Below are 17,358 nucleotides of genomic sequence, written 5' to 3'. Positions count from 1 at the left end.
ATACGCGAGCTATAGCACGCATATCCACTCACGACCCGACGAAGGAGGGGCGATGAAGATCGGCGTCAGTACCTGGGTGTGGGCATCTCCGTGCGATGACGCGACGGTCGCCGCGCTCGCCCCGCGCGTGGCGGCATGGGGGTTCGACGTGCTCGAGCTGCCGGTCGAGCAGCTGGGCGACTGGGATCCCGCGCGCACCGCGTCGGTGCTCGGCGACGTCGGGCTGGGTGCGAGCGTCTGTGTCGTCATGCCGCCGGGCCGGGAGCTGGTGGCCGCCGAGCAGGCCACCGTCCGGTCCACCCAGGACTACCTGCGCGGCGTGCTCGATGCCGCAGCGGCGGTCGGCGCCCCGGCGGTCGCCGGGCCGGCCTACACCTCGGTGGGCCGGACCTGGCGGCTGTCGGACACCGAACGCAAGGCGGCGTACGCGCAGCTTCGGGAGAACCTGGCGCCGGTGGTGGAGCACGCGGCGCAGGTGGGCGTGCGGATCGGAGTGGAGCCGCTCAACCGGTACGAGACCAGCCTGCTCAACACCGTCGATCAGACCCTCGACGCCATCGACGGCCTGCCGGCGGAGCACATCGGGATCGCCTTGGACACGTACCACCAGAACATCGAGGAGCGCGATCCGCCCGCCGCGGTCCGCCGGGCGGCCGGGCGGATCGTGCACGTCCAGGTGTGCGCCAACGACCGCGGCGCGCCGGGTGCCGACCACATCGACTGGCCCGGCTTCCTCGCCGCGCTCGACGACGCGGCGTACGCCGGGCCGCTGTGCATCGAGTCCTTCACCGCGGACAACGTCACGATCGCGACGGCGGCCTCGATCTGGCGCCCGTTGGCCCGCACCCAGGACGCGCTCGCCACGGACGGCCTCGCCTTCCTGAGAAGAACCATGCACGATGAAGCTCGATGAAGATCGCCGACGTCGTTCCGTGGCTGGTCCGGTCCGAGAGCACGGGCTGGGGGGAGTACCTGTTCGTCGAGGTGCGCACCGACGAGGGCGTGACCGGCTGGGGTGAGATCACGACCACCACGCCGACCGCGAACCGAAGCGTGGCGGCGATGGTGCGGCAGGTGAACGACCTGCTCGCCGGTGACGACCCGGCCCGCATCGAGGACACCTGGCACAAGGTCTTCCGGGCGTTCACCTACATGGGCAGCCGCGGTGCGGGCACCAATGTGGTGAGCGCGGTCGACATCGCGCTGTGGGACATCCGCGGCAAGGTCCTCGGCCTGCCGATCTGCGAGCTGCTCGGCGGTCGCGTCCGGGACGACCTGCTGATCTACACCCACCCCGACCAGCGTCGCTTCGGCACGCCGGAGGGGGTGGTGGAGGAGATCCGCGCGATCGCCGACTCGGGGCACACCGGCATCAAGTTCGACCCGTTCCCGGCCCGTCCGGGCGTGTCGCTCGCCGACGACCGCTACCTCGACGGCCGGATCAGCCGGGCGGAGCTGCGGCAGGCGATGGAGCTGGTCGTGCTGATCCGCGAGGCCGCCGGCCCGGACGTGGAGCTCCTGATCGACGCGCACGGCCGGTTCGACGTGCCGAACGCAATCCGGATCGGCCAGGCCCTCGACGAGGTCGGCGACATCCACTGGTACGAGGAGCCGGTCCCGCCGGAGAGCTACCGCGCGCTCGAGCAGGTGCGCGGGCAGGTGCGGACGCCGATCTCGGTGGGGGAGCGGCTGCACACGCGGTGGGACTTCGTGCCGGTCCTGCAGAACCGGCTGGCGGACTTCGTGATGCCGGACGTGACGTGGACCGGCGGGATCTCGGAGCTGAAGAAGATCGCGACCATGGCCGAGGCGTACTACGTGCCGATCTCGCCGCACGACGCGGCCGGCCCGGTCAACCTCGTCGCAGGCGGCCACGTGATGGCGACGGTGCCGAACTTCTACCGCATCGAGTCCAGCCGCCACGACCTGAGCGGCTACAACCGGTTCCTCACGACCCCGCTGGACAACCGCGACGGCCGGCTCGTGCTGCCGGCGGGGCCCGGGCTCGGGCTGGACTTCGACCTGGACTACCTGCGCGCCAACGCACGGGACGGGATCCACGGCTGAAGATCGGCATTCGCTCGGGTGCACGGTGCCAGCGTCCGGACCTCTTCTCCGCGCACAAGGTGTACCTGCCGGAGGAGCTGCGGGTATGACACCGCCAGCTTCAGAGCTGCAAGGCCAGGCACTGCGGATAGCGGGTGGGCGGCCGCGGCGGCAGCGTGATCGTCAGCTGCCCGGCGCGTTGCTCGAACGGCAACTCCTCGCCGCCGAGGAGCCGGACCGCGGAGACCCGCTCGCCGGGATCGAGACTCGTGATCACCGCTCGCCCGTCGGCAGGCCACCGCATCTGGAACGCGTACAGCGTGCGGTCCCGCCGGGTGAACCGGTAGTCCTGCGCGGTCCAGGCGACGGCGTCCTCGCGGAAGCCTTCGATCGCGACCTGGCTGGGCCCTTCGCCGCTCACCCGGAACGGCCGCGTGCCGTGGATCCCCTCGCCGCACACGGTGATCCATCCCGCGAGCTCCTCGAGCAGGAACGTGCACTCCTCGTCGATCGTGCCGTCTGGCAGCTGGGGGATGTTGAGCAGCAGGTTCCCGTTTTTCGCGACGATGTCGATCAGCAGCTCGATGACGTGGCCGGGGGTCTTGTACTCGGCCCTGTCGTCGTAGAACCACTGCCCGACGCAGGTGTCGGTCTGCCACACGTCCGGTCGGACGGCCGGCTCCTGGCTGCGTTCGACGTCGAGGACCCCGATCGCCTCGAGGTCCGGGCGGCGCCCCTTCTGGTTGTAGACGGCCTGGTTCTCGCCGTCGTGGCCTGCCGCGCTGGTGTTGTAGAGGTGCGCGACGGCCCGGAGACCGGGCTCGAACGCGCCGTCGCCGAACGGCAGCGGGCCGTCCGAGTAGAACAGGTCCGGCCGGTAGCGGTCGATCATCTCGGTGGCGAGGTCCAGCCACCTGCGGTGCCACCACGGGTCGGGTGCGTACCACGGCTCCTGCACCGCGGCGCCGGTCGAACGATCGCGTCCGACCGGACCCGGGAGGTACAGGTCCTCGAACTCGGGGTCGTTCCCGTCGTAGGGCACCCCTGCGTACGGCCCCACGGAGTCGGCGTCCTTGCTCCTCGCCATCCAGGTGTACGTCGCGCCGAGGTGCTCGGTGATCCCGAACCGGAGACCGCGCGCCCGCGCCGCGTCGTGCCAGAGCCCGACGACGTCCTTGCCCGGCCCCATGGCACCCGCGTTCCAGCGGTGGATCGCGGACGGGTAGTTGAGGAAGTGGTCGTGGTGCACCGCCTGCGCCACGAGGTACTTCGCACCGGCCCGCGCGTACAGGTCGGCCAGGGCGTCCGGGTCGAAACGCTCCGCCTTCCACCGGGTGACGATGTCCTTGTACCCGGACTTCGAGGGGTGCCCGTAGGTGCGCCAGTGGTGCCGGTAGGTGGCGGTGCCCGGGATGTACATGTTGCGCGCGTACCAGTCGCCCTGACGCGGCACGGACTGCGCGCCCCAGTGCGACCAGATGCCGAACTTCGCGTCCCGGAACCAATCGGGGCAGCGGAACTGTCGCAGCGACTCGAACGACGCGTCGTAGGGACCTGGTTGCATGTCGCCTCACTCTCGGCCTCGAGCTCGTCGGGCACGTCTGTGCCCGTGCCGCGAGCGCAGCGGCACGGGATTCATTCCGGCAGGTGGTTGCGCAGCCAGCGCTCGGTGTTGTGCACGTGCATGAGGGCGGCGGCGTGAGCGAGGGCGGCGTCCCCCGCCGCCAGCGCGGCGTAGATCTCCTGGTGGTCGGCGAGGGTGCGCCATGCCGAGTCGGTGTCGACAAGGCCTCGCCACACGCGGGAACGGACGGTTCGGCTCGAGATCCCCTCGAGGAGGGCGGTGAGGGTCTCGTTCTCGGTGGCGGCGATGACCTCGCGGTGGAAGGCCGCGTCGTGGAGGTTGAGCTGTTCCACGTCGTTCGCCGCGTTGTGCATCGCATCGAGGTGCGTGTGGACCCGCAGCAGCCGTTCGGGCGTGATCCGGACGGCCGCGAGTGCCGTCGCCGCCGGCTCGAACAGGCGGCGGACCTCCGTGAGCTCCAGCAGGTCGTCGGCCCGGATGAGCTCCACGGCGGCGCCGACGCCCTCGAGGAGCAACCTCGGTTCGAGCGTGGTCACGTACGTGCCGTTGCCGCGCCGGATCTCCAGCACGCGGGACGCCGCGAGCACCTGGACGGCCTCCCGGAGCAGGTTGCGCCCCACCCCCAACCGCGCGGCGAGCTCCTGCTCGGGAGGGAGCTTCGAACCGGGCTGGAGCTCGCCCGTGCGGATCAGCTCGCGGATCTCGGTGATGACCCTCGCGGTGAGCGACATCGGCACCCTCCTTCGAGCCCTGGGCGCGTCCACCGCGCCCGAAGGGATGGTCGCGTGCCGGGAGACATCCTATGTCGGCGCCTTGGGCGGCGGGCAAAGCCGTGCCACCTCTGGAGCATCGTTCTCGATATCAGCACTTCACAGCCGTAGCTAGGCCGCGACCTTAGACGTGATCCGCGCCGCAGTCTATAAGGGCATCCCATGACCTTCCGTCGCGCTCGAGCCTGCCGACCATGTCGTCGTAGTCACGGCGTCCGCCCCCAGGGACGGGCCCAGGAACCGCGGTGGCCGAACGCGGCGGCGAGGCGCGCAAGGGCCAACGCGCCGACGAGCAGCCCGAAGTCGCGCAGAGCGATGTCGTAGAAGCCGCCGATGAGCAGCAGGTTGACGATGATGCCGGCCAGCCACGCGGCGACGACGTACCCGCCGATGCGCGGCAGCACCGCGACGAGCACACCGGCGAGGATCTCCACCACACCGACCGCGAGCATGGCCTGGTGGGCGGTGCCGGGGATCAGCCCGTCGATCTGCGGGGCGAGGTAGCCCTCCCAGTCGGTGAGCAGCCCGAAGAACTTGTCCAGCCCGAACAGCACCGGCGCCACCGTGAACACGGTGCGCAGCAGCAGGAACGCCTGCCGAGCGGCCGGGATGGGGTCGATGCCCGCAGGCGATGCCGGGGGGTCGCGGTGGGTGGTCATGATCTCCTCCAAGTTCTAAAAGACGCTACGGTGGACGTTAGAGCGCTCGGACTGTTAAGTCAATGCGTGTGTCTTTTAGAAGGAGTGGGTTCTTGGACGACTTCGTCTCGCAGGTCAGCGGGGTCAGCGCGCTTGCCGAGCCGGCGCGCCGCGCGCTGTACCTCTACGTCGCCGCGCAGCCCGAGCCGGTGAGCCGGGACCAGGCCGCCGAGGGCGTCGACCTGCCCCGGCACACCGCGAAGTTCCATCTGGACAAGCTGGTGGAGGAAGGGTTGCTGGACACGGAGTTCCGGCGGCTGTCGGGTCGGCGCGGCCCGGGCGCGGGGCGTCCGACGAAGCTGTACCGGCGTTCGGTGCGAGAGGTCGCGGTCTCGTTGCCGCCCCGGCATTACGACCTGGCCGGGCAGATCCTTGCCCGCGCCGTCGATGCGGCGGCCCGCGACGGAGTCCCCGTCCTCGATGCGGTGCAGCGTGCGGCTGCAGAGTGCGGACATCGGCTCGGCGCCGAAGAGCCGCCGCGCGCCGGAGGTTCCGTGCTCGATGACCTCGCAGTGACGCTGGCCGGGCTGGGATACGAGCCCCGCGTTCAGGACGACGTGCTCGTGCTCGCGAACTGCCCGTTCCATGCGCTCGCCCGGGATCACACCGCCCTCGTGTGCGGAATGAACCTGCACCTCATCACGGCCCTGCTCGACGAGCTCGGTCACACCGACGTGCTGGCCAGGTTGAACCCGGCGCCGGAACGGTGTTGCGTGACCCTTGCCTGACTCCCTCGGTCATCAATCGGCCTCGCTGATCGCGGGGTCCCTGCTCGCGGTCAGGAGTGTGATGGTCCGGCCCTGCGCCAGTTCGGTCAGGTGGCGCAGGACGGTGGCCTGCTCACCGGCAGCGAACAGCACGCGGATGCCGTCCTGCTTGGTCACCGGCTCGTAGACGCGGCGCATCCGCACACTCGCCGGGACCGGCGCTGACGTTGCCGGATACCGGCAGGCTGCGGCCGGGATTCTCGTCCGGTGGCAGCCGGTGTTGCCGGCGCCTCCGCCGGTCATGGTCGGAGGTGACGGGCTCAGGCAACTGCCCGTCCGGCCGGGATGGCGGACGCCGCACCAATGCCCGGTCTCCGCCATCCCGACCGCCGGCCCACCGGCGTTCGTGCAACCGACCAGGAGGCAACCGGTGGCTTTCACGGCTCGTCGGACACCAGCCGGCCAAGCTGATGCCCTCGCATGCCGGTCGGCGGTCCTGCTTCTCCGGGTCGACCTGCCAACCGGCGTGGCCGACCCCGAGCTGGCGGCGCTCGATCTTCGCCGCCGCGAGCAGCGCCACCGTGTCCTCGAGCGTGGCCAGTGCGTGGCGGGCTCGGGGAATGATCAGTAGATCGCCCCGGGACGCCGAACGCGGTCATCGCGCTCCGCCCGCTCGATGTCGAACGCGCAGTTCAGGCCCTCACCGATCCGGCGAAGGCTCATCCTGCTGGTCGTGCCACACCGGAGGAAGGAGGGTCTGATCCATGCGGCGCAGTTCATCGCGGTGCAGGGCGCTGAGCCGAGCCAGGACCCGATCGCCGCCCTCGGTCAGCAGCACCCGCACGGCGCGCGCGTCGTCGGGATGGCCGGCCCGGTCCACTAGCCCTTGCTTCTGCGCCCGGTTGACCAGCTCGACCACGCTGTGGTGGCGCAGTTGGAGCCGGTCGGCCAGCTCCCGCACGGTGGCCCACTCCCGGTCGGGAAAGCCCTTCAGCGCGAGCAGCAACTGGTACTGCTGCGGCGTCAGGCCATGGTGGCGCACGGTCTCCTCGCTGAAGCGCAGGTAGCGGCGGATCCCGAAGCGGAACCGGGCCAACGCCTCGAAGTCCTGCTTCGTCAGCGGCGGCGAGCCTGCTCGCCCGTCCTCGCCCGTCACATCACCCATGACACCTCGCCCACTGCCTCGTACGTCACACCCGAATCATATCGTGTCACGATATAGTCGATTCTGCCTGGCTCCGGCAGGTGACGGGCAGAAGACCATCTCGAGGAGGAGGTGGATCGTGCTCAGTGATCACGAGCGGAAGGCGCTGCGCGAGGTCGAGCGCCAGTTCCAGGCCGAGGACCCCCGCTTCACCCGCTCCTTCGAAGCCCGCCAGACCCGCATGGCGCGCCGCCATCACAAGCTGGGAGCGCATCTCGCGGTCTTGGCTGCGGCCCTGCTCACCACGTTCCTGCTGGTCGCCGGGTCGTTGGTGGGCGCATTGGCGGTCGCGGCCGCGACCGGGCTGATCTGGGTGGCGTGGCGCCACTCTGCCGGAACCGACCGGGGAGCTCCGGGGCCGGCTCGCGAGGGAGAACCCCCCTCGTCGTAGACGTCGATCGCAGGTTGACCCAACGCGCACGGAATGTGAGGACGAGATGATCACCGTGTATGTCCTGCTCGCCGTACTGGCACTGGGCGGCCTGCTGCTGCTCGGCTCGAGCGTTCGAATCATCACCCAGTTCGAGCGCGGCGTCGTCCTGCGGTTCGGCCGGCTGCGCTCGGCGACACGCGGGCCCGGGCTCGCGCTGATCGCCCCGTTCGCGGACCGCCTGCACAAGGTCAACATGCAGATCGTCACCCTGCCAATCCCCGCCCAGGAGGGCATCACCCGCGACAACGTCACGGTCAAGGTCGACGCCGTCGTCTACTACCGGGTCATCGACCCCGTGAAGGTGGTCGTCGACGTGCAGAACTACGACCACGCCATCGGCCAGGTCGCGCAGGCCTCCCTGCGCTCGATCATCGGCAAGAGCGACCTGGACGACCTGCTGTCCAATCGGGAACGGCTCAACCAGGGCCTCGAGCTCATGATCGACAGTCCGGCGCTGGACTGGGGTGTGCACATCGACCGCGTCGAGATCAAGGACGTCGCGCTACCCGATTCGATGAAACGGTCGATCGCGCGCCAGGCCGAAGCCGAACGTGAACGCCGCTCCCGGGTGATCACTGCGGAGGGTGAGTTGCAGGCTTCGGAGACGCTGGCCAAGGCCGCCGAGGTGATGACCGGGCATCCGGCCGCGCTGCAGCTGCGCCTGCTCCAGACGGTCGTCGAGGTTGCTGCGGAGAAGAACTCGACGCTGGTGCTGCCGTTTCCCGTCGAGCTGCTTCGCTTCCTCGAACGGGCAACACCCGCCGAGGCCGCCGCAGCGGCCTCACCCGAAGCGATCATCGACCCGTCGGATGCACCGACGCACGGCCTCGGCGCAGGACTGCAGCGCGACGGGGCGAGCGAGAAGCTCACCGCTGGCGGGACACCGACCGCGACGGGGACCACCACCACACCGGAGCCAGCATCGATGGCGCCCGCGCCCGCGGCCGCCGGCCGATGAACGGGGGAAGACAGAAACCGTCCGCCTCTGCGCGGGATCGGTGCTCCGCTCGCGGTGAACGACCGCGTACTGAGCGATCGGCGTCAACCGCACCTGGACGGACTCGGCGTCCAGGCCGGCTTCCCGTCAGGACGGAGCAAATGACGTGACCGGCAGCAGGAACGGCCACCAGGCACGGACCCGAGCCGACCAGCAGAACGATCCGCTGTCGTGGCTGGACGAGGTGGCCGAGTCCGCCAGCCGGGATGCCGGTGGCGCGCCGGTGGAGCTGCTCGGCGACTACCTGTTGTTGTTGGCCGACGCCGCCACGTCGGGCCGAGAGCCACTTCCCTCGGAGCTCGAAGCGGTCGGCTTGCTCGGCAGGAGGGCCGCCGAGCTGGGCGTGTCAGCGGGCACCGCGGTTCAGCTGTACCTCTCGGCGGCCCGACGGCTGTGGCAACAACTCCCCGTGGTGATCCGCTCCCGCGACAACCACGCGGTGCGGGCTGCCGCCGCCGCGGTTCTCCACGTGGTCGACGGAGCCGTTGCCAGCCTGGCCGAGGGATACACCGAGGCCCGCCGTCAGATGGCCCGGTGGGAGGAGACGCTGCGCCGCGAGTTCATCGAGGACCTGCTGCGCGGCGACGCCGACGTCGGCCGGCTCGCGGAACGCGCTGAACCCTTCGGCCTGGACATGCTCCGGCCGCACCAGGTCGCGCTGGCCGCGCCGGCCGGTCGCCTCGACGAGGCCACACCGGCGATCAGCTCACTGGAACACGCGATCGTGCGCGAGGTCGGCGACCGCGACGTCCTCGTCGCAACCAAGGACGGCCGGATCGTTGTCGTGGCGCCACCCGGCACGGACATCCCATGGCCCCCAACTGGGCCGACCACGCTCGGCGACCTGATCCTCGCCGAGCTGAGCCGCTCGACCCGCGGACGACCATGGCGCGTCACGGTCGGACGGCCCTACTCCGGCTCCTATGGGATCGCCCGCTCCTACGAGGAAGCCCGCGAAGGACTGACGATGGCGGAGCGGCTGAAGCTGGACACCCCGGTGATCCACGCCGAGCAACTGCTGATCTACCGCGTGCTCCTACGCGATCAACCCGCGATCGCCGACCTCGTCCGGACGGTCCTGGGCGGGCTGGGACGCGCCCGCGGCGGAGCCGAACCGCTGCTGGACACCCTCGACACCTACTTCGCCGCCGGGAGCGTGACGACCGAGGCCGCACGCCGCCTGCATCTGTCCGTCCGCGCGGTCACCTACCGCCTCGATCGGATCAAGACCCTCACCGGGCACGATCCCACCGACCCTGCGCAGCGGTTCACCATCAACGCCGCCGTGCTCGGCGCGAAGCTCCTGGGCTGGCCGGAGAACGATCTCGGCTGACGACGACCGGGCAACCGCTGCCGGGCCCCGGCAATGTGGCCACGACGTTCTTGGCGGACGGCAACTCCTGCCTCGCCGACACCGGACGCGCATCGTAGGAAGCAGTTCAAGGAGCTCCCGCCTCCTTGAAGAACGGGGAACGCCCCACGTTCCCCACGACCCACGCTTCGAGTCCATGGTGGAGGTCGGCATGGCTCATCCTTCTCTTACCTCATCGCGGCAGCGGCCAGTCGGCTGCCGCCGGCTCGTCCGGCATCTGCCCGCATTGCGCGAAGAACTCGAGAAACTCCGCGGCTTCCGCCACGAACAGCTTGCTCATCTCCTCGCACACGACCAGAACCGGACGTCGCTGGCGGGGTACGGGCCACGCGCGGACGGGGACGCGACCCGGGCCCTGAACGAAGTCCGCGCCTTGGTCACCGCCGGTGCCCGGCAGGCCCTCGCCGACATCGAGCTTGCGCTGACCAGGATGAACGACGGCAACTACGGGCGGTGCCGCGTCTGTGACTCAGCTATCCCGCTCGCCGTTCTCACCGCAATTCCCACAACGACCTTGTGCCGGAGCTGCCACCCGCCAGCCGCCGGTGCTGCATCGACCGCGCCATGAAATTGGACCGGTGGAACCAATCCGCATCGTGGTCGACTTGAAACCAGGTCGACAACCGCACCAACGACCATCAGTCGCGCGTGCCCCAGCGCTCGAGCAGTCCAGGGACACGGCCGTGGCCACCATCAGGCCACCAGGCACGGGATCGTCAGCTCCCGTCATCCGGATGCGTCCGGAACGCCTCCAAGTCGACCCAGACTGGTCGGTCCAAGGGCTGGATCACACTCGAGGTGGGAGAGCGCCATGGACACCCGCCACACTGCTGCCCGGCCGATGGTCGCAATCACGGTGCCGGTCACGGCTGTCGGAGTGGGCGTGTTCCGGGCGATCACGAACCAGGCGCAGGCCGCTAGGCCGAGCAACCGGGATGTCTCACCGGGTGGGCTCGCCTCCGGAGCGGGCTGAGTCAGCGCGCTGATGCGCGCCGCTCACAGTCGGCCAGGAAGCCTAGCCCGTCCGAGCAGTAACCCTGGGCCGGTCTGAGGGGCAGTCCATCTGTACAGCGCGCACGGTTGCGAGGATTCTCCTCGGCATGACGGCGAAGGCCGAGTACCCAGCGAACCCGCCACGGTCCGCGGGTTGGCGCATCCGGTCCACGGCGGACTGATGAGAGTCCTCGCGGATGCGCGGCGTGGGCATGCCGGTCTCTTCTGGTTCGCCGTCTCGATGGGGTTGGTCGCCGTCGGCACTGCGGTCGGCGTCGTGGTCGACGGCCGTGTGCTGCTGGGCGCGGCGATCTGGTTGAAGCCGTTGAAGTTCGCGCTGTCTTTCGGGCTGTACGCCCTGGCGCTGGCCTGGATCCTGTCGCTGGTGGAGCGCGGGCGCCGGACCGGCCGTGTCGTCGGCTGGGTCATCGTGATTGGTTCGGCGATCGAGGTGGCGATCGTCGTTGTGCAAGTCGTGCGTGGAACGCGCAGCCACTTCAACGATGACACCCCCTTTGACACCATGCTGTTCTCGATCATGGGCGCGACCGTCGCTCTGATCTGGCTCGCGACCCTCGCGCTCGCCGTCGTCGTCCTGAGTCAGCGCCCGGCCGACCGGGCCGCGGCGTGGTCGGTCCGGCTGGGGCTGCTCGTCGCGCTCGCAGGTATGGCGATCGGGATGATCATGTCGATGCAACCCGGCATCGGCGCCCACAGCGTCGGCGTGCGCGACGGAGGCCCGGGTCTCCCGCTGTTCGGGTGGAGCACCACCGGCGGCGACCTGCGCGTCGGCCACTTCATCGGCATGCACGCGCTGCAGCTGTTGCCCCTGCTCGCGGCCGCCCTCACTGCCGTGCCCGGACTGCGCAACGACGGCGCTGTCCGGCTCCGGCTCGTCGTGGTCAGCGCCGGCGCCTACCTGGGGCTTCTCGTGCTGCTGACGTGGCAGGCTCTGCGCGGTCAACCGCTGCTGTCACCAGATCTCGCCACGCTTGCGGCACTCGGTGTCCTCGTCGCGGCGGGCGCGGGAAGTACCGTGCTCATCCTCGTGGGGTATCGAGCGGCGGGCCGACCGACCTGATCACGGCACCGGCGCCGACGGCCCTACGGCGTCGAGCGGCGGCCCGAGGAATGATCACGAAGTCCGGCTAGTTGCCGCGGATCGTGAGGATCGGCGTGATCTGTTGCGACCGTCGTCCGGTTCCGACGACCAGTTCGAGGTTCGGCGGGCCGGCGCTCTGGACGATCGGTGGCCCGGCATAGGGCGGCAGCGGCGCCGGGCCCGGCCCGTTGACGCGTACCTCCGCGAGCGGGCCGCCGTGCCGGTGCGCGAGCAGGGCAGGAGGGCCGGAGCGCGGCCGTCGCCGCTCCATCGCGGCGCCCGACGCCTCCAGGACGAAGAGCAGCGGACGCTCCGGCGCGCGCTCGTTGTCACGGTGGATCCAGATGCGCGCGCTGCCTTCCTCGTACAGCCAGAAGTCGTCCCGCTCGGTCTGCGGCAGGACGCCGCGGAAGCCGAGGCCGAACGGACTGGCGCCCGTGGCGCTCCACCGAGCGCGGCGGTCGAGACGCAGCGCGCTGGACCCGGCCTCGTGCTCGTCAGTCACGCACAGCAGCTCGAGGTGGTGGTCGGGCCAGGCCAGGCGCCGGTTGCGGGTGCCCTGCCCGACGTGGACCGTGCCGGCGTCGAGCACCCAGCCGTCGCGCTCCAGCACGCGCGACGGCTGATCGAGGTCGTCGACCATGCAGACGATGTGGTCGAGTTCGAGTGCCACGTGGGCGCGGACATGCGTGGCGCCGGGAGCCGCGAGCGGCGTACGTTCGTTCGCCGTGGGCGAAGGGGCTCTCAAGCGCGATGCGGTCGGCGTCACCGGCTCGGTGGCGATGTCGCTCGGCGTCATGAACCCTGCCTCAGGGGTGATGTTCACGGCCGCTGTGGTCGCGGGGCATGCCGGCCCGGCGCTGCCGCTCGTCTACCTGTTGTCGCTGGTCGGCGTGCTGTTGCTCGTCAACACGATCGCCGAGTTCTCGCGCCGCCTTGCGCACGCCGGGTCCTTCTACGCCTTCAACACGGCAGGGCTGGGACCCGTGTTCGGGTTCTTCGCCGGCTGGCTGCTGTTCGCGGCCTACCTCTACCCGCAGAACCTACTCGCCTTCGGGGCCTTCGCGTCGGCGGCGCTCGCGACCCAGCTCGGGATCCACGTCGCGTGGTGGGTCTTCACGGTCGCCGCCGCGGTGGCGATCTGGGCGCTCTCGCTGCGCGGCATCAAGGCCTCGACCAGGACCACCCTGTCGGTGGAGATCTTCGCGATCCTGGTGGTGCTGCTGGTCATCACCGTGATCCTCGTCCAGGGCGGCGCGACCGGTAGCGTCTGGGACGCGAAGCTGTTCGACCCGGGCGCCAACCCGGACCACTGGGCAGGCATCTTCAACGGGATGATCTTCGGCATCATGAGCTTCGCGGGCTTCGAGGCCGTCGCGACCCTCGGCGAGGAGACCTCAGAGGCCCGCCGGAGCATCCCCATCGCCATGTGGGGCGCCGTGATCGGCAGCGGGATCTTCTTCATCATCGCGACCTCCGCGATGTCCCTCGGCTTCGGCGTGGATCACGCATCGGACTTCGCGTCCGCGTCCGCCCCCATGGACCACCTGGCGAGCGTCTACGGCAACGATGCGCTGGTCGTCGCCGTCGACATCGCCGCGGTGCTGTGTGCGTTCGCCGTCGGCCTTGCCATCCACAACGCCGCCGTCCGAGTCACCTTCGCCATGGGACGCGACGGGATCTTCCCGAGGCCGCTCGGCCGGACGAACCCGCGGCTGATGACCCCCGACGTCGCGATCAGCGTCACCAGCGCCCTGTCGATCGTCCTTGCGCTCACGGTGGGGCTGAGCACCTCTCCGTATCCGGAGGGCTACGCGTACTTCGGGACCTTCAGCACGCTGCCCGTGATCGTGGTGTACATCATCACGTCGCTGGCCCTCGTGCGCTTCATCCGGGTCAACGACCCCGGCGGGTTCAGCTTCTTCAAGCACGCACTGTGCCCGATTCTGGGCATCGCGCTCATGGCGCTGCCCATCTATGGCGCGCTGTGGCCGTGGCCGCGCTGGCCGGCGAATCTGATCATCGTCCTGTCCTTCGCCTGGATGTTCATCGGGCTCGTGGTCGGCTACCGGTTGCGCTCGCGCGCAGGCGAGTTGCTCGAGCGCGTCGGCCGACTGCTCGGGTCCTGAGTGCTGTGCTGGGAGCGGTGCGTGAACGAGTCTGATTCATGACGCCCCGCGACAGAGCCGCCGAGCCCGTGACGCCGATGGGCATTGCCGAGCCGGCGACGCCGATGGGCATCGCCGAGGACCACGCCGCGCTGCACGCGCTGGCGCGGCTCGTCGCGCAGGGGGTGGATCCGGAGGAGGTATTCGCGGCTGTGGCCGACCAGGCCGCTGACGTGCTCGGAGCCGACATCGCGGCCATCGACCGCTTCGATCCCGACGACACGGTGACGCTCGTCGCCGTCCGCGGCGCGGCGGGCGACGTGCCGGCGATCGGATCGCGGACGCCCACGGCGACCACGGGCAACGCCGCGCGCGTGCGTGCCACCGGACGGCCTGTGCGCATCGACGAATACACCGAGGCGTACAGCAGCATCGGCTACCGGAGCGGCTTCCGTGCCGCGGTGTCGGTGCCGATCACCGTCGGAGGCGGCTTGTGGGGCGTGATGACGGTCGCGTCGAAGGGCAAGGTCGGACGATTTCCGCCGGGGACCGAGGAGCGACTGGCCGCCTTCACGCAGCTGGCCGTTCTGGCGATCGCCAACGCGAAGGCACGGCAGGACCTGGCGATGGTCGCGGAGGAGCAGGCCGCGCTGCGCTGGATCGCCACGCTGGTCGCGCGCGGCGCCCAGCCGGAGGCCGTGTCGTCGGCCGTCGCCGAGGAGCTCGGCCGGCTCTTCGGCGCCGACGCCGCATACGTCATGCTCGACGAACGGGACGGCACCGTCACCGCCGTCGGCGGGTGGAGCCGGCAGGGGCTGGGGCTGCCGATCACCGTGGGCCACCGCATCCCGACCACCGCAACGGGCATCGCGGGGAGGGTGCTGCGCACCGGCATGGCGGCGCGAGCCGAGTCAACTACCGGGTCCTTCGACGGGTCGCCAGGCTCCCTGGCCGCCCTCCTGCGAGATGCGGGCATCGCCGTCGCCGTCGCCTACCCGCTCCGCGTACAGGATCGCTCCTGCGGCCTCGTGGTCATGGCGAGCCGCGCGGCGGACGCCTTCCCCGCGGACGTCGAGCGGCGACTCGAGGCCTTCGCGGACCTCGTCGCGATCGCGGTCGTCAACGCTGAGGCGCGAGCGGAGGTCGCGGCCTCACGGGCGCGTGTCGTCGCGAGCGGTGACGAGGCCCGGCGCCAGATCGGGCGCGACCTCCACGACGGCGCGCAGCAGCGGCTCGTCTCACTTGCGCTCGACCTGAGCGTCGCCCAGGACCTCGTGTCACCTGGGTGCGACGAGCTCGCGGAGCAGCTCGACTCCATCGTCACGCAGCTCAACGACGCCATGGAGGAGCTGCGGGACTTCGTGCGCGGCATCCATCCGCCTGCCCTGGAATACGGTGGCCTCGAGTCGGCGCTGCGGGCGCTGGCACGCCGCTCGCCCGTCCCGGTCGAGCTGACGGTCGACGTCCATGATCGCCTCCCGAAGTCGCTGGCCGCGAACGCGTACTTCATCGTCGCGGAGGCGCTCACCAACGCGGCGAAGCACGCGCGCGCGAACGCATTGCAGGTCGAGGTCCGGGCCGACGACGGCGTCCTCCGGCTCGCCGTCAGCGACGACGGGGTCGGCGGCGCCGACACGGCAGGCGGATCCGGCCTGCTCGGCCTGCGCGACCGCGTGGAGGCGGTGGGCGGGACGATGAGCGTCCGCAGCCCGCGCGGCGAGGGCACGGTGCTCCTGGTGCGGATGCCGCTGTCGGCGCAGCGGGTGGCCGAGGCGGGTGGACAGCCGCAGTCGTAGGTGTGCCACTGCCGCGCAACACACCGCAACCGCGGCGCAACGCCGCGTTGCTCCGGGCAACACGAACTCGTTCCGGATGTCACCACGAGGACACGCGGGCGCTCGACGCTTTCCCCATGACGACGCGGGGTCCGTCCCGGGTGCATGACGCGCACCGGCACCTGGGGGTGTTGCCGGCGCATCCGTTCTACGGGGGTCCGGCGGTCAACCCGGACACCACGGCGCGGGCGACCATCGACGAGCTGCTCGGCGACCTGGATCGTGAGGGCACCGAGCGGGCGCTGGTGCTGCCGAACTACGGCGTGCCGGACCCGAGCACGTCGTTCGCGTTGAACGACCTCGTCATCGAGGCGGCGCAGCGTGACGACCGCGTGCTCGCGGGGCTGTGGACCTCGCCCCGCCCGCAGGACGCGGCCGCCACCGAGAAGGCGCTCGCCCTCGCTGGCGAGCGCGGGGTGGCCGCGTTGAAGCTGTCGTTCCTGCTCGGCGGGCGGGCGGGCGACGAGGCATGCCGCCCGCAACTGGATGCGATCTTCGCGACCGCCCGTGCGCACGGCCTCGTCGTGCACGTCCACACGAGCCCGGGCGCCGCGAGCGACGTCGACGAGGTCGGGCTGCTCGTCGAGCGCTACGCCGACGACGTGCCGCTGCACCTGGTGCACCTCGGCGGCGGGATGAGCGGGCACATCAAGCTCATCGGCCACCGGTTCTTCGACTGGATCGCCGCCGGCAAGCGCGTCTACACCGATACCAGCTGGGCCATCGGGTTCGCGCCCCGCTGGCTCGCCGCCGAGATCGAGCGCCGCGGCATCGGCGCGGACCGGGTGCTCTTCGCCTCCGACCAGCCGTGGGGCGACTTCGCGGGCGAGCACGCCCGGCTGGCCGCCGCCACCGGCGACGGCGAGCTCGCCGAGCTCGTCTTCTCCCGCAACTTCGAGGCCCTCCACGGCCTCGGATGAGTCCCGCCCCACCCGAGAAGGAGCCGTCATGACCCAGACCGCGCCCGCCACCACCGGAACGCCGCTGATCTCGGACGAGGAGCTCGCGGCCAACCAGCAGGCGAGCCTCGCCGAGATCCCGCACCCGTCGCTGCCCGCCGGGACCAGCATCTACGGCTCCACCAAGATCTTCCCCGACTACCAGGCAGGCGAGGGCGAGACCTACTTCACCCTCGTCCACGGCATCGCGCACGAGTCGTCGGTGAGCTTCGTGGCGATCTTGCAGGCCCTGCGCGCGCTGCGGAAGGGCTTCGACTCGGTCCTGTATTTCTACGGGCCGGCCGCGATGAACGCGATGGCCACTCGCGGGTTCCCGACCACCGGTGATTCCGCCTTCCCGGGCGAGCACAACATCAACACGCAGATCGAGCGGTTCATCGAGGAAGGCGGCACCGTCTACGTCTGCCGCTTCGGGCTCTCGCTGCACGGCCTGCGCGAGGAGGACCTGATCGCGGGGTGCATCCCGAGCCACCCGCTCGACGTCCAGGACGCGTTGATCCACTACGCGCGCAAGGGCGCCATCATCAACTCCACCTACAACCTCTGAGC

At 70.4% G+C, this 17,358-nt stretch carries 17 protein-coding genes; 11 read left to right on the top strand and 6 right to left on the bottom strand.

The window, feature by feature from the left end; genetic code table 11:
- Window positions 1–52: 52 nt before the first annotated feature.
- Both K1T35_RS37050 and K1T35_RS37045 read left to right on the top strand, forming a co-directional pair.
- A complete protein-coding gene (locus K1T35_RS37050) occupies window positions 53–913 on the top strand; it encodes a sugar phosphate isomerase/epimerase (RefSeq protein ID WP_220256374.1) in 861 nt (286 codons plus the stop codon).
- Complete coding sequence (locus K1T35_RS37045; protein WP_220256373.1) at window positions 910–2,067, top strand: mandelate racemase/muconate lactonizing enzyme family protein; 1,158 nt, start codon at window positions 910–912, stop codon at window positions 2,065–2,067. Before K1T35_RS37050 ends, K1T35_RS37045 begins: the two co-directional genes overlap by 4 nt.
- 100 nt (window positions 2,068–2,167) lie before the next feature.
- On the opposite strand, the gene K1T35_RS37040 is transcribed toward K1T35_RS37045, so the two are convergent.
- The 3 genes from K1T35_RS37040 to K1T35_RS37030 all read right to left on the bottom strand — a co-directional run bounded on the left by K1T35_RS37040 (window position 2,168) and on the right by K1T35_RS37030 (window position 5,060).
- On the bottom strand, window positions 2,168–3,610 hold the full coding sequence (locus K1T35_RS37040) for an alpha-L-fucosidase (RefSeq protein ID WP_220256372.1): 1,443 nt from the start codon (window positions 3,608–3,610) through the stop codon (window positions 2,168–2,170).
- A 71-nt stretch (window positions 3,611–3,681) separates the two neighbouring features.
- Complete coding sequence (locus tag K1T35_RS37035; RefSeq protein ID WP_220256371.1) at window positions 3,682–4,362, bottom strand: FadR/GntR family transcriptional regulator; 681 nt, start codon at window positions 4,360–4,362, stop codon at window positions 3,682–3,684.
- Between the two features lie 245 nt (window positions 4,363–4,607).
- The gene (locus K1T35_RS37030; protein ID WP_255621138.1) at window positions 4,608–5,060 is read right to left on the bottom strand and encodes a hypothetical protein; all 453 of its coding nucleotides are present in this window, start codon (window positions 5,058–5,060) and stop codon (window positions 4,608–4,610) included.
- A 92-nt stretch (window positions 5,061–5,152) separates the two neighbouring features.
- Between K1T35_RS37030 and K1T35_RS37025 the strand changes: the two genes are divergently transcribed.
- A complete protein-coding gene (locus K1T35_RS37025; protein ID WP_255621137.1) occupies window positions 5,153–5,827 on the top strand; it encodes a metalloregulator ArsR/SmtB family transcription factor in 675 nt (224 codons plus the stop codon).
- Window positions 5,828–5,839: 12 nt separating this feature from the next.
- On the opposite strand, the gene K1T35_RS37020 is transcribed toward K1T35_RS37025, so the two are convergent.
- A complete protein-coding gene (locus K1T35_RS37020; protein WP_220256369.1) occupies window positions 5,840–6,004 on the bottom strand; it encodes a hypothetical protein in 165 nt (54 codons plus the stop codon).
- 502 nt (window positions 6,005–6,506) lie between these two features.
- A complete protein-coding gene (locus tag K1T35_RS37015) occupies window positions 6,507–6,962 on the bottom strand; it encodes a MarR family winged helix-turn-helix transcriptional regulator (protein WP_255621136.1) in 456 nt (151 codons plus the stop codon).
- 127 nt (window positions 6,963–7,089) lie between these two features.
- On the opposite strand from K1T35_RS37015, the gene K1T35_RS37010 reads away from it, so the two are divergent.
- The 4 genes from K1T35_RS37010 to K1T35_RS36995 all read left to right on the top strand — a co-directional run bounded on the left by K1T35_RS37010 (window position 7,090) and on the right by K1T35_RS36995 (window position 11,886).
- Window positions 7,090–7,401 (top strand): DUF3040 domain-containing protein, encoded by a 312-nt coding sequence (locus K1T35_RS37010; protein ID WP_220256367.1) that lies wholly within the window; start codon window positions 7,090–7,092, stop codon window positions 7,399–7,401.
- Window positions 7,402–7,447: 46 nt separating this feature from the next.
- On the top strand, window positions 7,448–8,401 hold the full coding sequence (locus tag K1T35_RS37005) for a slipin family protein (RefSeq protein WP_220256366.1): 954 nt from the start codon (window positions 7,448–7,450) through the stop codon (window positions 8,399–8,401).
- Between the two features lie 145 nt (window positions 8,402–8,546).
- Window positions 8,547–9,773 (top strand): CdaR family transcriptional regulator, encoded by a 1,227-nt coding sequence (locus K1T35_RS37000; RefSeq protein ID WP_255621135.1) that lies wholly within the window; start codon window positions 8,547–8,549, stop codon window positions 9,771–9,773.
- A gap of 1,324 nt (window positions 9,774–11,097) precedes the next feature.
- Window positions 11,098–11,886, top strand: coding sequence for a hypothetical protein (locus tag K1T35_RS36995; RefSeq protein ID WP_220256365.1), 789 nt, complete (start codon window positions 11,098–11,100; stop codon window positions 11,884–11,886).
- 67 nt (window positions 11,887–11,953) lie between these two features.
- Here K1T35_RS36995 and K1T35_RS36990 read toward each other — a convergent pair whose 3' ends face one another.
- Complete coding sequence (locus K1T35_RS36990) at window positions 11,954–12,580, bottom strand: VOC family protein (RefSeq protein WP_220256364.1); 627 nt, start codon at window positions 12,578–12,580, stop codon at window positions 11,954–11,956.
- A 16-nt stretch (window positions 12,581–12,596) separates the two neighbouring features.
- Here K1T35_RS36990 and K1T35_RS36985 point away from each other — a divergent pair, with 16 nt between their 5' ends.
- From K1T35_RS36985 to K1T35_RS36970, 4 genes are all read left to right on the top strand, one after another.
- Window positions 12,597–14,036, top strand: coding sequence for an APC family permease (locus tag K1T35_RS36985; RefSeq protein WP_220256363.1), 1,440 nt, complete (start codon window positions 12,597–12,599; stop codon window positions 14,034–14,036).
- Window positions 14,037–14,074: 38 nt separating this feature from the next.
- A complete protein-coding gene (locus K1T35_RS36980; protein ID WP_220256362.1) occupies window positions 14,075–15,811 on the top strand; it encodes a GAF domain-containing sensor histidine kinase in 1,737 nt (578 codons plus the stop codon).
- A 116-nt stretch (window positions 15,812–15,927) separates the two neighbouring features.
- Window positions 15,928–16,770: an amidohydrolase family protein gene (locus tag K1T35_RS36975; protein WP_220256361.1), complete on the top strand. Its 843-nt coding sequence runs from the start codon at window positions 15,928–15,930 to the stop codon at window positions 16,768–16,770.
- 28 nt (window positions 16,771–16,798) lie between these two features.
- Window positions 16,799–17,356: an MSMEG_0572/Sll0783 family nitrogen starvation response protein gene (locus K1T35_RS36970; RefSeq protein ID WP_220256360.1), complete on the top strand. Its 558-nt coding sequence runs from the start codon at window positions 16,799–16,801 to the stop codon at window positions 17,354–17,356.
- Window positions 17,357–17,358 lie beyond the last annotated feature (2 nt).

The sequence above is a fragment of the Pseudonocardia sp. DSM 110487 genome (assembly GCF_019468565.1).
Classification (GTDB): domain Bacteria; phylum Actinomycetota; class Actinomycetes; order Mycobacteriales; family Pseudonocardiaceae; genus Pseudonocardia.
The sequence above is the reverse complement of the archived record's forward strand: the minus strand, read 5'-3'. Positions and strand labels throughout refer to the sequence as shown.